This window comes from Halomonas sp. Mc5H-6, from assembly GCF_024124705.1.
Lineage (GTDB): Bacteria > Pseudomonadota > Gammaproteobacteria > Pseudomonadales > Halomonadaceae > Vreelandella > Vreelandella subterranea.
Window position 1 is genome coordinate 355,045 of record NZ_JAMXSI010000003.1, and the last position, 14,348, is coordinate 369,392.

12 protein-coding genes and 1 tRNA gene are annotated in these 14,348 nt (G+C 59.8%); 7 read left to right on the top strand and 6 right to left on the bottom strand.

All coding sequences use genetic code 11. The features are described from left to right. Positions 1-68 precede the first annotated feature (68 nt). The 3 genes from NH395_RS07385 to NH395_RS07395 are packed head-to-tail and all read right to left on the bottom strand — an operon-like array spanning position 69 to position 4,217. Positions 69-2,060 (bottom strand): aconitate hydratase, encoded by a 1,992-nt coding sequence (locus NH395_RS07385; protein WP_253023622.1) that lies wholly within the window; start codon positions 2,058-2,060, stop codon positions 69-71. A 27-nt stretch (positions 2,061-2,087) separates the two neighbouring features. Further along, a complete protein-coding gene (locus NH395_RS07390) occupies positions 2,088-3,005 on the bottom strand; it encodes a hydroxymethylglutaryl-CoA lyase (protein ID WP_253023624.1) in 918 nt (305 codons plus the stop codon). Positions 3,006-3,020: 15 nt separating this feature from the next. Beyond that, the gene (locus tag NH395_RS07395; protein ID WP_253023626.1) at positions 3,021-4,217 is read right to left on the bottom strand and encodes a CoA transferase; all 1,197 of its coding nucleotides are present in this window, start codon (positions 4,215-4,217) and stop codon (positions 3,021-3,023) included. A 175-nt stretch (positions 4,218-4,392) separates the two neighbouring features. Between NH395_RS07395 and NH395_RS07400 the strand changes: the two genes are divergently transcribed. The 6 genes from NH395_RS07400 (at position 4,393) to NH395_RS07425 (ending at position 10,976) form a co-directional block, all read left to right on the top strand. After that, the gene (locus tag NH395_RS07400; RefSeq protein ID WP_253023628.1) at positions 4,393-5,301 is read left to right on the top strand and encodes a LysR family transcriptional regulator; all 909 of its coding nucleotides are present in this window, start codon (positions 4,393-4,395) and stop codon (positions 5,299-5,301) included. Between the two features lie 132 nt (positions 5,302-5,433). Then, positions 5,434-6,330 carry a LysR family transcriptional regulator gene (locus NH395_RS07405; RefSeq protein WP_253023630.1) on the top strand — a complete coding sequence of 299 codons (897 nt, stop codon included), beginning with the start codon at positions 5,434-5,436 and terminating at the stop codon, positions 6,328-6,330. Between the two features lie 229 nt (positions 6,331-6,559). Beyond that, positions 6,560-7,537, top strand: coding sequence for a TAXI family TRAP transporter solute-binding subunit (locus tag NH395_RS07410; protein ID WP_253023632.1), 978 nt, complete (start codon positions 6,560-6,562; stop codon positions 7,535-7,537). 99 nt (positions 7,538-7,636) lie between these two features. Continuing rightward, positions 7,637-9,598, top strand: coding sequence for a TRAP transporter fused permease subunit (locus tag NH395_RS07415; RefSeq protein WP_253023634.1), 1,962 nt, complete (start codon positions 7,637-7,639; stop codon positions 9,596-9,598). Next, complete coding sequence (locus tag NH395_RS07420) at positions 9,595-10,551, top strand: D-2-hydroxyacid dehydrogenase family protein (protein ID WP_253023636.1); 957 nt, start codon at positions 9,595-9,597, stop codon at positions 10,549-10,551. Before NH395_RS07415 ends, NH395_RS07420 begins: the two co-directional genes overlap by 4 nt. After that, positions 10,548-10,976, top strand: a complete 429-nt coding sequence (locus tag NH395_RS07425; protein WP_253023638.1) for a carboxymuconolactone decarboxylase family protein — start codon at positions 10,548-10,550, stop codon at positions 10,974-10,976. The genes NH395_RS07420 and NH395_RS07425 overlap by 4 nt, the downstream gene beginning before the upstream one ends. Here NH395_RS07425 and NH395_RS07430 read toward each other — a convergent pair. Genes NH395_RS07430 through NH395_RS07440 form a run of 3 tightly spaced genes read right to left on the bottom strand, consistent with a single transcriptional unit; the run spans position 10,943 to position 13,716 of the window. Continuing rightward, positions 10,943-12,202 (bottom strand): TRAP transporter large permease, encoded by a 1,260-nt coding sequence (locus NH395_RS07430; protein WP_253023640.1) that lies wholly within the window; start codon positions 12,200-12,202, stop codon positions 10,943-10,945. The genes NH395_RS07425 and NH395_RS07430 overlap by 34 nt on opposite strands. Continuing rightward, positions 12,199-12,723 (bottom strand): TRAP transporter small permease, encoded by a 525-nt coding sequence (locus NH395_RS07435; RefSeq protein ID WP_253023642.1) that lies wholly within the window; start codon positions 12,721-12,723, stop codon positions 12,199-12,201. Before NH395_RS07435 ends, NH395_RS07430 begins: the two co-directional genes overlap by 4 nt. Next, positions 12,724-13,716, bottom strand: coding sequence for a TRAP transporter substrate-binding protein (locus tag NH395_RS07440; protein WP_253023644.1), 993 nt, complete (start codon positions 13,714-13,716; stop codon positions 12,724-12,726). Positions 13,717-13,857: 141 nt separating this feature from the next. Between NH395_RS07440 and NH395_RS07445 the strand changes: the two genes are divergently transcribed. After that, positions 13,858-13,934: transfer RNA gene (locus tag NH395_RS07445), tRNA-Arg, on the top strand. The last annotated feature ends 414 nt before the right edge of the window (positions 13,935-14,348 follow it).

The following is a 14,348-nucleotide window of genomic DNA, read 5'->3' on the forward strand; positions in this document are numbered from 1 at the left end:
GGGGTACTGGTTGATCATGGGCCTGTCACTGGACAAACCCTTTTCGATGGTTATCTGCCGGGCGTTGGTTAGCCGCTGGTCAACGTCGCTTGTTGAGCATTACGCTCACGCAAATGATTAATGACCCCACCTTGCGCAATCAACGTTTTCTGGCGGTCCGTCAGCCCATGGTGCAGGGTCATTGTCCCCTTGCCGGGGATCTCGGCGATCAGGTCATCGTCTTTGGCGAGTTGGTTGTAAAGATCCTTGATCACAATAGTGTCTCCCTGACCCAAGCGCTCGCTATCTTCGGGGTGGCAAAACGTGAGCGGTAAGGCACCAAAACAAATCAGGTTCTGCCAATGAATACGGGCAAAACTCTTGGCAACCACCACCTGCAAGCCCAGGTAGCGGGGTACCAGGGCGGCATTCTCGCGACTTGACCCTTGGCCGTAGTTAACACCGCCGACAATCGCATGACCGCCTTGAGTGCGGGTTGTGTCAGCGCGCGTCGCATAGGTGTCATCGACCGCTTCAAACGTGAAAGGGGCCGACGCATAGATGCTGCTCCAGTAAGGCAGTACCCGCTGACCGGCAGGCATGATGTCATCGGTTGAAATGTTGTCGCCGACGACCAGCAGCACGGGCACTTCCAGCGTATCGGGGAGGGGGCTTAACGCCGGTAACGCCGGTGTATTGTCCGTTTTTTGCAGGGGTTTGAGGCGGGCTTCTTCAACAGGCAGCGGCGCGTTAAACAGCGCACGGTTAATGACAATCTTGTCCGGCTCGCTAATACGCGGATACGCCATGGAAAGGGTTCGTGGGTCGGTAATGACCCCGGCCAGTGCCGAGGCCGCTGCCGTTTCCGGGCTGCATAGGAAAACGCTGTCTTCACGGGTGCCCGAGCGCCCCGGGAAATTACGCGGTACCGTACGCAGGCTGTTGAGCCCCACGGCTGGGGCCTGGCCCATGCCGATACAGCCGTTGCAACCTGCCTGATGGAGTCGCGCCCCACTGGCAACGAGGTCAGCCAGATAGCCCTGCTGAATCAGCGTGGTGAGCACCTGGCGAGAAGACGGGTTGATGTCCAGGGAGACGCCGTCGGCCACCTGTCGGTCGCGGACGATTTCCGCCACCACCGCAAAATCGCGATAGCCCGGATTGCCTGAAGAGCCGATATAGGCCTGATGGAGGGGCTGGCCTGCCGCTTCGCGAACGGTGACGACCTTATCCGGGCTGGAAGGCAGCGCGATCATGGGTTCGAGGGTCGTGAGGTCCAGTTGATCGTTGAGTTCATAGCGACAGCCGGGCTCCGCGGCCAGTGGCTGCCAGTCACTCTCCCGTCCCCGAGCCGCCAGAAAACGACGGGTTTCTTCGTCACTGGGGAAGACCGTGGCCGTCGCGCCCATTTCGGTGCCCATGTTGGCCAATACATGGCGGTCCATGGCGGAAAGGTGGGCAAGCCCGGGGCCGTAATATTCGATCATCGTGTTCTTGCCACCGGCAACGCCGTGTCGGCGTAGCAGTTCGAGAACGATGTCCTTGGCGGAGACCCAGTCGGGGAGTTGGCCTTCAAGCTTGATGCCCCAGATCTTGGGCATGGTGATATACAGCGGCTCCCCCGCCATGGCCATGGCGACTTCAATACCGCCTGCGCCAATGGCCAGCATACCCAGCGCCCCTGCCGCCGTGGTATGGCTGTCGCAGCCGACGATCGACTGACCGGGCACGCCGAAGTTTTCCATATGCACCGGGTGGCTGATGCCATTGCCGGGGCCCGAGTACCACACGCCGAAACGCTCGCAGGCACTTTTTAGAAACAGGTAGGTTTCCGCGTTCAGGTTGTCCGCTTGTACCAGGCCGTGGTCGATATACTGCACGCTGGGCTGGGTGTGGACGCGGTCCAGGCCCATGGCTTCGAGTTCCAGCATCACCAGTGTGCCCAACACGTCCTGAAGCAGTGCCTGGTTGATCTCCAGAGCGATTTCACTGCCCGGGATCATCTCGCCGCTGACGAGATGGCGCTGGATTAACTGCTGGGAAAGGTTCAAGGGTTGGGCGGATGTCACGGACTGAGTCATTGTTATTCACCGTCGGTGGGGGTTGTTTTACGCCTGGGCAGGTAGAGGATGACGACGATCGGCGCTGCCTGCCTTCCCTACCTGTCCTGGCGTGTCGTGGCCGATCAAGTCGGGGAGGGTGGCAGAGGCCTCAAGCAGCGCGGGCAGGTTGACGCCCGTGTTCACTCCCATCTGCTCAAACATGTGCACCAGGTCTTCGGTGCACACATTGCCCGTGGCGCCGGGGGCAAAGGGACAGCCGCCCAGCCCTCCCAGCGAGGCATCGAAGCGGGTAATGCCGACCTGCCAGGCGGCCAATGCGTTGGCAAGGCCCATGCCCCGGGTATTATGAAAATGCAGCGTAAACGGTACGTCAGGGAAGCGTTCCAGTACCTGGGTACATAGCTTGCTTACCTGAAGCGGGTTGGCAACACCTGTGGTATCGCAGAGCGTGACCCCCTCTACGCCCAGCGCCAGCTGTTGTTCGATGAGGTCGAATACCCGGGCTTCGGGCACCTTGCCCTCGAACGGGCAGCCAAAGGCCGTCGACAGCGAGGCGTTGATAAACACGCCGCTGTCCCTGAAGGTGTCGATGATGTTGGCAAACTGCTGGAGTGATTCGTCGGGCGTCATGCGCAAATTGGCGCGGCCGTGGGCATCGCTTGCCGACATCACCAGGTTGATCTCGTCGACACCGCAGGCAAGCGCACGCTCGGCACCTTTCAGGTTAGGTACCAGCACGGTGACGTCGACGCCCTTACGACGTTGGATGGCGCTGACGACCTCGGCGGCATCACGCAGGTTAGGAATCGCCTTGGGCGACACAAAGGAGGTGGCCTCGATGCGCGCAATGCCGGTGGCGGTCAGGGCATCAATCAACGCCACCTTTTGGTCGGTGGGTATAAAACGCGATTCGCTCTGAAAGCCATCCCGAGGAGCGACTTCGTTGATTTGTAGCGTCTCCATCCTGCCCTCCCAAGGTTAGATAATGCCTGCATGGCGCAGTTTTTCACGGGTTTCGGTATCGATGCCCAACTCGTCAAGCACTTCATCGGTGTGGGCACCCAGCGACGGGCCACCTTGCCCAAGCCTGCCGGGCGTGGCGCTCAGTTTGGGCAGGACACCCGGTACCTTGAGCGAACGACCGTCGGCACGCGTCACGGTCTGAATCATTTCGCGGGCCAGGTAGTGCGGGTCGCTGGCAATATCCGCAGCGGTATAGGGGTAGCCTGCGGGGACCCGGGCCTCCTCCAGGAGGCGCAGTATCTCGTCACGCTCCTGGGTCTGGGTCCAGGCCTCGATAGCAGCATCGATTTCCTGGGCATGTTGGGAACGGCCATCGTTATGCGCCATGGCAGGATTCTGCGCGAGGTCGTCGCGGCCGATGACATGCATAAGACGCTTGAAGATGCTGTCCCCGTTGCCTGCGATGAGCACATAGTCGCCCTGCTGGGTACGGTAAGCGTTCGAGGGCGTGATGCCAGGCAGTGCGCTACCGCTGGGCTCGCGCACATGACCGGTGGCATCGTATTCGGGCAGCAGGCTTTCCATCATGGCAAAGACGGACTCGTAGAGCGCGACGTCAATTTCCTGCCCCAGGCCGCTGCGCTGTCGCTCCTGAAGGGCAAGCAGCGTGCCTATCACGGCGTATAGTGCGGATAACGAATCGCCGATGCTGACGCCGACCCTTACCGAGGGTTCATCCGGCTGGCCGGTGAGGTAGCGCAACCCGCCCATCGCCTCGCCGATGACCCCAAACCCTGGCTTGTTACGGTAAGGACCGGTTTGGCCGAAGCCGGAAACGCGCACCATGATCAACCTGGGGTTATGCGCCGCTAGGTCTTCATAGCCAAGCCCCCAGCCCTCTAGCGTGCCGGGGCGGAAGTTTTCGACGATGACATCCGCCTCTGTCGCCAGGCGGCGCACCATCTCCTGGCCCTCTTCAGTGCGCAGGTCGAGGGTTACCGAGCGCTTGGTACGGCTTTGCACATGCCACCAAAGCGAGGTGCCTTCTTCGAGAATCCGCCATTTGCGAAGGGGGTCGCCAGTGCCGGGGGGCTCGATCTTGATCACGTCAGCGCCGAATTCGCCGAGAAGTTTGGTGGCAAAGGGGCCCGCAATCAGCTGGCCAAGCTCTACGACTTTAAGCCCATCGAGGGGAAGCTGGCGGGTGGTCATAATATAAGCTCCTGATAACCCTGTTCATGCAGCTTTTGTCAGTTTGTTTACCCACCAGCATCGGCGAGCTGGCGCGTTAGAACAATTAGGCAATCAGGAACTAGGTGTTCGTCATGGACGAAGCCTAAGATGGCGAAGGGCGTTCTTTTACTCCAATAGCAAGGCGGTCAGCGCGATGCAGAGATTTGATTTTGTCACCTTGAAACTGTTTGTCGCCATTGCCGATGAGGGGCGACTCACCGCCGCCGCTGAGCGCGAGCACCTTGCCGTGGCCGCGGTCAGCAAGCGCGTGAGCGACCTGGAAGCGCTGGTGGGCACCGATCTCTTATATCGCCGCCCCCGGGGGGTTGAGCTCACCCCGGCAGGCCGGGCGTTTTTACACCATGCCCGGCGCATTCTCGAAGACGTGGCGCGAATGCAGGCCGAGCTGAGCGAATATGGCGAAGGCGTGCGCGGTCATGTGCGGATACATTCCAACACCTCGGCGATCATCGCCTTTCTTCCCCAGGATCTAAGTGCCTTCGCCCTGACCTACCCCCAGATCAAGATCGACCTGCAGGAACGGACCAGCAGTGAAGCGATTACCGCCGTACGCGATGGCGTGGCCGATATCGGCATTTTTGCCAGCCATGTGGCGGCGGATGAGCTGGAGGTAATGCCCTATCGGCGCGATCAACTGGTGCTGGTGACCCCGCAGGATCATCCGCTGGCTGTCCATCGGCAGCTGCATTTGCACCAGGCCGCCGAATACGACTTTGTGGGCTTGCAGCAGGACACGTCGCTGCAGTCGCTGCTGCATGAGCAGGCCAGCCAGGCGGGAAGAACCCTGCGCATGCGAATCCAGGTACGCAGCTTCGATGCGATTTGCCGCATGATTCACTACGGCATGGGCGTTGGTGTCCTGCCCCGGCAGACGCTGTATCGCGATTTGAAAGATTTAAAGTTATGCATGATCCCCTTGGCCGACGAGTGGGCCAAGCGCGAGCTGGTGGTGGGAATGCGCCATTACGCCACTCTGCCGCTGGTGGCCCGCCACTTGGTCGACCACCTCTTAGCGCCCCATACCCCCGAACAGCCTCTGTAGTATTAAACTGATGAGTGTTAAGCACATGAGTGTTAAACGCATGTGCAAAGCGCTAACCTGCATGAACATCACAACACAGGAGAAGGGTATGCGCTTCGCCTTGATCAAGCGCCCTGAGGCGCGAGAACTGCCATGAAACTCGACCCGACCTCACTCAGGCTGTTCGTACGCGTGGCTGAAATGGGCACCATCAGCGGCGCTGCCGATGCTTCCTTCATGGCGACCTCGGCCGTCAGCAAGCGGCTTAGCGAGCTGGAAGCCTACTTCAACACGCCACTGCTAAAGCGCAACAACCGAGGCATCGTGCTGACGCCCGCCGGAAGTGCACTGCTGAACCTATCCCGTGGCGTGCTGCATAATCTGGAAGATCTCGACCTGCAGATGCGCGACTACGCCAGTGGTCAGCGCGGCATGGTGCGGGTGTTCGCCAACATGTCAGCGATTACCCAGTACCTGCCCAACGAAATGCGCGCTTTTTTCGAGCAGCACCCGGATATTGGCGTGCAGTTGGAAGAAAAGGTGAGCCCCGTCATTACCCGCGAAGTCATGAACAACAATGCGGATATCGGAGTGTGTGCCCAACTGCTGCATGGCTACGACCTCATCGAGTTTCCCTACCACGTTGATGATCTCGTGCTGGTGGTGCCCAAGCAGCATCCGCTTGCCGAGCGGGAGCAGATCGATTTTCGCGAGTGCCTGGACTACCCCCATGTGGGGCTGCATACCGCGAGCGCCATCAATCTGGAGATCATGCGCGCCGCCAGCATGGTCAACAAGACACTGCGTATCCGCATACAAGTGACCAGCTACGACGCGCTATGCCTGATGGTACAGGAGGGCCTGGGGATCGGCGTATTGCCCCGCGGTGCCATTCGTCAGTACGTCGATGGCCTCAACGTCAAGGTGTTGGCGATTCGCGACAGCTGGGCGCGGCGTCGGCTGAGTATCTACGTGAAAGATTTGGACAAGCTCTCCATGGCCGCCCGGGTGCTGGTCGACCATTTGGTGAATGCCGCCGCGGTGCGTTGACTGGCGGCCCGCCAAGTCAGGCGGCATGCGCTTTCCTTGTTCAGCTTTCGCGTTTGGAGAAGGCAGGTTCATCAATCACCAATATACAGCCACCCACCTTTAGCGCTATCACTCTAGCAACCATCAAGCGATCTTCCCCTGCTTGGTGAGTTTTCGGGAGGGGCGCGACCTTGGCCTCCCACAGCAAACAACAGCACAACATGCTTCCCGACGCTGAGAGGAAATAACAATGACTGCAATAAAACTACGCCACCTACTGCCTGCTTCCTTGTTGGTCGCCGGTGCGCTTACAACCGGCACTGTTCAGGCGCAGACCGCGCTTAACATGGGCGCTGTGCCCACCGGCACCGGATGGTTTTTCGGTATCTCGGAAGGCGCGCGCGTGATAAGCGCCAATTCAGATTACGAAATTACCGTACGTGAAACGGGCGGCACCCGCGAAAACGCCATTCGACTGAATAACGGCGAGCTTGACCTGGCGTTCACCGAAGCCCTGGTGGGGTATGAGCTCTATAACGGCGTCGGCCGTTTCGAGGATACACCCAACCCGGATGTGCGGCTCGTTTACTGGATTGCGCCGTCCACCATGCACTGGGCAGTTCGCCAGGATAGCGATATCGAAACCTTTGAAGACCTGAACGGCGAACGCTTTAACCCCAGCAGCATTGGTGGGGGCGGTGAGTACATTACCGAGCAGGTGTTTGGCATCCTGAATATCGAGCCGGACTTCCAGCGCATGCGGGTGAACGATGCGGCGGAAGGCGTTACCGATGGTCGCCTGGTGGGCTTTAGCTACAACGGCGTGCCACCGATCCCGCTGTTTACCGAGGTGCATTCCTCACGCCCGCTACAGCTGCTGTCGCTGACCGACGAACAGGTAGAGACCGTGGTTGAAGAGTTGCCCTTCCTGTCGCCTGCCATTGTACCGGCGGATACCTATACCGGGATGAGCGAAGCCCAGTCACTGGGGATCTACATGGGCGTGGCGGCAAGCACCGAGCTTGACGCCGATACGGTGTATGAGCTGACCAAGGCGTACTGGGAAAACCACGACGAAGTGGCGGCTTCTTTCAAGCCAGCGGCAAGCGTTGAGCCACAGACCGTGGTGGATACCGCCACCTTCCCGCTACATGCCGGGGCGCTGCGCTATTACCAGGAGTTGGGTCTGGACATTCCGGAAGACATCATTCCGCCTGAAGCTCAGTAAGCACACCCTTGAGCCCCCGCCGGTATCCCGGTGGGGGCGTTAGCTATCAGTCTGACGCGTTGCGCGACCGTCTTTGGTCGGGCGGCGCGGGAGTTCCCCATGGATACCGCTAAGAATCCCAATGTTGTTGAAAAGTATCAGGAGGATTCGGGCAAGCGACAGCTCTCGGGCTTCTGGTTTGTGGTGGTGCGCACAGCCGCCGTTGCGATGGCGATTTTCCACCTCTATACGGCCGTTACCGGGCCGGTGAATACGCAAAACGCCGTTCACCTGCTGTTTGCAATGCCGCTGATTTTTCTGGCTTACCATTGCCGGGTACGGGATGCCCAGAAGATCCCCTGGTTTGATCTTGTCCCGATTGTCATGAGCGTCGTGATCAGCGGTTACTACGTTTATCACTTCGACCGCATCATCTATCAGTTGGGCTATCTAACGCCTACCGCGCTGGATCTAATACTGGGCGTGAGTGCGATCTTGCTGCTTCTGGAAGCCTGTCGCCGCGCTATCGGCCTGGCCTTCCCGATCCTGGTGCTGATCGCCCTGGCGTATGCAGCCTTTGGGCAACACTTGCCCGGCGTGTGGGGCCACGGCGGCTTTCGCTGGGACGATCTGGTGGCGACTTTCTACCTCGGTCCCACTGGCATCTTTGGCAGTCTGATGCGCACCTCCTCCACGGTGATTGTCATCTTCATCATGTTTGGTGCGCTGTTGGTGACCACCGGCGGCGGCGATACGTTCATGCGGCTTTCCACCGCCGCGACCGGCGGAATGGCAGGCGGGCCCGCCAAAGCGGCTACCTTGTGTAGTGCCATGTTTGGCAGCATCAGCGGTAGCACGGCGGCTAACGTGGCCACCACCGGGGTATTTACCATTCCGTTGATGAAGAAAAGCGGCTATAGCCCGCGTTTTGCCGCGGCGACTGAAGCGTCGGCATCGACCGGCGGACAGATTCTGCCGCCCATCATGGGCGCGGCTGCGTTCGTCATGGCCGATGTAATATCGACCAGCTACCTGGATATTATCAGTGCTGCCCTGATACCGGCGCTGCTTTTTTACCTAGCTATCTGGATGAGCGTGCATTTTGAAGCCAAGCGCCTAGGGCTGGACCCGATTCCCAAAGACCAGCGGCCAAGCTTGCGCGAAGGGTTTTTCAACGTAGAAACCTTACTGCTGCCGCTGATCGTGCTGATTACCATGCTGATATTGCGCTATACACCGACAACCGCCGCGGTGGCAGCGTACTTCACGGCGATGGTGCTGTATCTGGTATCGCCACGCAGTCAGGGAACGCTATGGGAGCGGGTAAAATCCCTGCCGGCGGCCCTCGAAGCCGGGGCGATGACGGCGGCCATGATTGCCGTCATTATCGGCAGTGTCGCGCTGATTGCCGCGGTGATCAGCCTGACGGGGCTGGGGCTCAAGGTGTCCTCGCTGATCGTCATGGTGAGCGGTGGTGATGTGCTGATCACGCTTTTGCTGGCGATGGTGGTGGCCATTATTCTGGGGATGGGCCTGCCCACGGTCGCCGCTTATATGCTGGCGGCATCGGTGGTCGCGGCGGCCTTTGTCGAAGCGGGGCTGCCAAGCCTATCGGCACACCTTTTTATCCTTTATTTCGCGATTCTTTCAGGCGTGACGCCGCCTGTCGCGCTGGCGGCTTATATCGGTGGCGCGATTGCGGGTTCGTACTGGTTCCGTACGGCACTGACGGCCACCAAAATTTCGCTGGGTGGCTTCCTGATTCCCTTCATGTTCATTTACCACCCGCCGCTTCTGGGCCAGGGCACGAAGCTGGATATTGGCATGGCCGTGGCATCCGGGGTGCTGGGCATTATCGCCCTGGCGGCATCGACCATCGGCTATTTTGCGCGCCCATGTTCCTGGTTAGAACGTGGATTACTGCTGTTCGCCGCCCTGATGCTGATCAATGGGCAAGCCATCACCGATGTCGTCGGGATTGCCGTTATAGTCGGTATCTTTGCGTGGCAGCGTTTTGCGACCCATACGCCTAAAGGCGCTACCCCGCTTGCTTCTGAACCTCCCAAGGAAACGCGCTCATGAAGGTAGTGATTCCCGATGATTATCAGGATTGTGTCCGCACGCTGGATGCCTTTGCCAAGCTGGCAGGCCACCAGGTCACGGTCTATAACGATACGGTGGCCGATGAAGACCAGCTGGTGGCACGCTTTCAAGACGCCGAGGCCCTGGTGCTGATTCGTGAACGCACGCCGATAACCGCGTCGTTGCTGGCGCGGCTACCCAAGCTCAAATTGATCAGCCAGACCGGCGGTGGAGCGGCTCATGTCGATATGGCGGCCTGCCGCCAGCACGGCGTGACCGTGCTGGCGGGTACCGGCTCGCCCTATGCGGCCGCCGAGCTTACATGGGGGCTGGTGCTGGCGGCGATGCGGCATATCCCTGACGAGGTGAATAATCTCAAGGCCGGGCGCTGGCAGCGGACGCTGGGGACCGGCTTGAAAGGCCGTACGCTGGGTATTTTTGGCTACGGCAAGATTGGCCAGCTGGTGGCGCGTTACGGCCAGGCATTCGAAATGAAAGTGCTGGTGTGGGGGCGGGAGACGACCCGCGAGCGAGCCGCGGCTGCGGGGCTTGAGGTGGCGGATTCCCAGTCGGACTTCTTCGCGCGCAGCGATTTGCTCAGCCTGCACCTGCGGCTAAACCCGGAAACCCGCGGCATCGTCACCGCCGAAAACCTCGCCGCCATGAAGCCCACGGCGCTGCTGGTGAACACCAGTCGCGCCCCGCTGGTGGAAGACGGGGCGCTTGAAGCTGCCCTCAACGCCGGGCGGCCGGGCATGGCCGCCGTGGATGTGTTTGATGACGAACCGGTGCGGGCGCACCCGTTGCTGGAGCTGGCTAACGTCGTGGCGACCCCGCACCTGGGCTATGTCGAAAAAGACAGCTATGAGCTCTATTTTGGCGATGCCTTCGACAACGTCGTGGCTTTTGACAAAGGCCAGCCGGTGCGCAACCTGGCGGAAGGAGAAGCATGATGCCCCAAACTTCCCAACCCGAGAAAGCAGCGCTGGACCCGCAGGGGCTCGCCACCCGGCGTGAGGTGTTAGGCGATGATTACGTGGACGCTGCCCTGGCGCAGGCGGATGACTTCAGCTGGCCAATGCAGGAGCTGGTCACCAAGCAGTGCTGGAACGACGTCTGGAATCGCCCTGGCCTTGAGCGTCAGACACGCAGCTTGCTCAACGTAGCATTGCTGGTGGCGTTAAACCGGCCCCATGAACTGAAGGCACACCTTCGTGGGGCGCTGAATAACGGATGCAGCGAGGAGCAGATCAGAGAAGTACTGCTTCATTGCGTACCCTATTGCGGCTTCCCTGCCGCAATAGATGGTCTGCGCATTGCGCGCGAGGTGATCAAGACTGATCGTCAGCCCGACCAGCCAAGCCACATCGGCACGTAAACCACCAATAGCAGTACGCCGATCAACCCCAGTAGATATGGCACGATAGCCTGGGTGATGCGCTCCAGCGGCAGTTGCGTCACCGAGGAAGCCACATAGAGATTGATGGCCACCGGCGGGGTAATCATGCCGATGGACAGCCCCACCACGATAATCAGGCCAAAGTGGATCGGGTCGATGCCCAACTGCAGCGCAAGCGGCAGCAGCACAGGGGTCAGAATGATCAACGCGCTGGCGGTTTCGATAAACACCCCCGTGAGCAGAATGACCGCGACGATCAGCAGCATGATCACGTACGGGTCGGTGGACAGCGACAGAACCGACTGGGCGATGGCCCCGGGTACCTGCCAACTGGACAGCGTCCAACTGAGCACCGCCGACATGGCAATCACCAGCATGATCACCGAGGTGGTCATCGCCGAGCGAATCAGCAGTTGGTACACATTGCGGATCGTTAAATCGCGATACACAAACAGCGACACCATAATGGCGTAGTTGACCGCGACCACCGCCGCCTCAGACGGTGTGAAGATGCCCGAGAAGATCCCGCCAAGGATAATCACCGGCGTCATCAGGCCCCAACTGGCGTCTTTGAAGGTGCGCAGAATCACCGGCCACGACAGCGGCGTGCCTTTTGGGTACTGCCGCCGGTAGGCCTGGGTAATGGCAATCGCCATCAACCCCAGACCCATTGCCAGGCCCGGCAGAAAGCCGTTCAAGAACAGCTTGGAGACCGACTGCTGGGCGATGACCGCGTAGATGATCATCGGCACCGATGGCGGAATTACCACGCCGATGGTACCGCTGGCGGCGATCAAGCTGGCGGCGGAGGCGGGGTCGTAACCCTTGCGCTTGAGCTCGGGCACCAGGCTCGAACCCACGGCGGCGGTGGTGGCCGCCCCCGAGCCGGAAATGGCGGCAAAGAACATCCCCGCCATGATCGAAACGAGCGACAGCCCGCCGCGCATGAAGCCCACCAATGAATCGGCAAAGCTCACCAGCTTTTCGCTTACCTTGCCCTGGGCCATTAAATCTCCGGCGAGAATAAACATCGGGATCGCCACCAGGGCGAAGGAGTTAATGCCCTGGAACATCTGCTGGGGCACCACCATCAGTGGCACGCCCGCCTGATAAAGCGCAAACAGCGTGCTGGCGCCAATCGCAAAGGCGATGGGCACGTTGAGCAGCATCAAGGCAAAGAACAGCCCGAACAGGAGCATCGTCATGACGGCGTCTCCCGGGGTTCGTGGGTATCGCCGGTGAATATCAGTTCGACGGCATCGACCAGGGCGTACCAAGCCATCACGGCGGCGCAGAAGGGCACCACGGCGTATACGTAAGACATCGGCACGCGCAGCGCCGCCGATTTCTGGAAGCTCTGTACCTGCATGTATTCCACACTAATCACCGCCAGGGCAATCAGAAACGCCACCACCACCAATGTGGCCAGCAACCGCGCCAACTGTCGCAGCCGAGCAGGCAGGGCATCGACGGCAAAGGTGACCGCGATATGTCGGCCGCGCTGGAAGGCCAGGGTGCCCGCAAGAAACGTCAGCCACACCAGCAGAAAGCGGGCGACTTCTTCGGTCCACTCCACGGCGGTGAACAGTACGCGGGAAATGATTTGTAACGTGATAACGCCAATCAGGGCCGCCATGGCCATAAACACCACGGGCTGGATGATGGCATCCAGCCCGTGCTCAACACGGCGCAGCCCCGCGATCAGCGCGCGGGCGCGTTGGGTCACTTATTCCAATGCCTCCCGAATGCGCGGTAGATAGTCACCAAACTGCTCGGCGTATTCGTCATATACCGGCTGCACGGCTTTCTGGAAGGCCTCGATATCCGGCGAGTCATTGATTTCCATGCCTGCCTCGCGCAGCTCGGCCAGCTGCTCGGCTTCCATCTCGGCATTGACCTGGCGTTCATGCTCGGCCGCTTCCTGAGCGGCTTCCTCCAGAATTACCTGCGCGTCTTCGGGGAGCTGGTTCCACACGGAAGACCCCATGACAAAAATCGCCGGCGCGTAGGTGTGCCGGGATAGGGTCATGTAGTTCTGGGTTTCGTCCAGGTTGAACGAGTGGATCACATTGACCGGGTTTTCCTGACCGTCGATGGTGCCCTGCTGCATGGCCGTCAGTGCTTCGGTCCAGGCCATGGGAATGGCGTTGGCGCCCAGGGCGCGGAAGGTATCGGTGTACACCGGGTTTTCCATCACGCGAATGCGCAGACCATCGATATCTTCCGGTGCGTTGACCGGGCGTTCGCTATTGGTCAGGTTGCGGAAACCACGCTCGGCGTAGGCAAGGCCCTTCAGATTGACCTCGGAGAGCTTGTCCAGCAGCTCCTGGCCGATGGGGCCATCGAGCACTTCATAAGCCGCCTCGGGGGAGGGGAACAGGAACGGCAGTTCAAACACCGCCATTTCCTCGACAAAGTTGGCCACCGGCCCGTTGGTGATTACGCCCATATCCACGGTGCCGATCTGCATGCCTTCCAGCAGCGTGCGCTCATCGCCCAGCGAGGCGTTGGGGTAGATCTCGATATCCACCTTGCCGTCGGTGCGCTCTTCAACAAGCTCTTCAAACTTGGTGGCGGCGATGTGGAAGCCATCCTGCTCGTTGACCACATGCGCCAGGCGCAGGGTAACGGGGTCCATATCGTCAACGGAGGCATTAGCGGCTCCCACCAGCGCCAGTGGGATACCCAGTGCCAGCGTGCTACGTGCAAATGTTTTCATTTATTGTGTTCCCGATTCTTTAGGTTCAGAGATGCCCGTTAAGGATGCACCAAGGAACTGAAAAGGGTCAATTGACTTAAGCGGCTAAGCGCTCCCGCGGCTGGACACAGCCCGCCCGCGCGGGTAGGATACGCCCCCTAAGCGCCCGTAGCTCAGTTGGATAGAGTATCGGCCTCCGAAGCCGAGGGTCGCAGGTTCGAATCCTGCCGGGCGCGCCAATGATTTCAAGGGCTTACGTTAATGCGTAGGCCCTTTTCTTTTGCGGTTTTGGTATCTATAACCACTCTGGTAACTGCAAGCAGCAATCCGAAAACTGTTGTGAACCGGCTTTTTTGACGTTGCGTTTTGTTGCCTTGGCTGTTGCGCAAAAAGGGCGGCTGCAATCCCAAGTCTTTTTTAAGGCGGGCGAAACGCACAAAACGCTATCTCTCTCAATCGCCTTGATACCTAGCCCAATAGCGTTACCTCATTGTCGGGCATCGCCGGGAACGCCAATACGGCGGCCTGGGTAGGCCAGGTTGACCACGCCTAGAAGTGACTCAGGCTCACATCTAAATGCGGGAAAAGGCCGCAATTCCGGCTATTCACTTCCTCCATTTCAAATGGAAAAAGCCCCAGCGTCGGCTAGGGCT

Bases quoted from the DNA above. Each gene is read 5' to 3' on its own strand.
- NH395_RS07395 (WP_253023626.1), bottom strand. From the start codon at position 4,217: ATGACCACCCGCCAGCTTCCCCTCGATGGGCTTAAAGTCGTAGAGCTT.
- NH395_RS07400 (WP_253023628.1), top strand. From the start codon at position 4,393: ATGCAGAGATTTGATTTTGTCACCTTGAAACTGTTTGTCGCCATTGCC.
- NH395_RS07440 (WP_253023644.1), bottom strand. From the start codon at position 13,716: ATGAAAACATTTGCACGTAGCACGCTGGCACTGGGTATCCCACTGGCG.
- NH395_RS07425 (WP_253023638.1), top strand. From the start codon at position 10,548: ATGATGCCCCAAACTTCCCAACCCGAGAAAGCAGCGCTGGACCCGCAG.
- NH395_RS07415 (WP_253023634.1), top strand. From the start codon at position 7,637: ATGGATACCGCTAAGAATCCCAATGTTGTTGAAAAGTATCAGGAGGAT.
- NH395_RS07420 (WP_253023636.1), top strand. From the start codon at position 9,595: ATGAAGGTAGTGATTCCCGATGATTATCAGGATTGTGTCCGCACGCTG.
- NH395_RS07410 (WP_253023632.1), top strand. From the start codon at position 6,560: ATGACTGCAATAAAACTACGCCACCTACTGCCTGCTTCCTTGTTGGTC.
- NH395_RS07390 (WP_253023624.1), bottom strand. From the start codon at position 3,005: ATGGAGACGCTACAAATCAACGAAGTCGCTCCTCGGGATGGCTTTCAG.
- NH395_RS07430 (WP_253023640.1), bottom strand. From the start codon at position 12,202: ATGACGATGCTCCTGTTCGGGCTGTTCTTTGCCTTGATGCTGCTCAAC.
- NH395_RS07385 (WP_253023622.1), bottom strand. From the start codon at position 2,060: ATGACTCAGTCCGTGACATCCGCCCAACCCTTGAACCTTTCCCAGCAG.
- NH395_RS07405 (WP_253023630.1), top strand. From the start codon at position 5,434: ATGAAACTCGACCCGACCTCACTCAGGCTGTTCGTACGCGTGGCTGAA.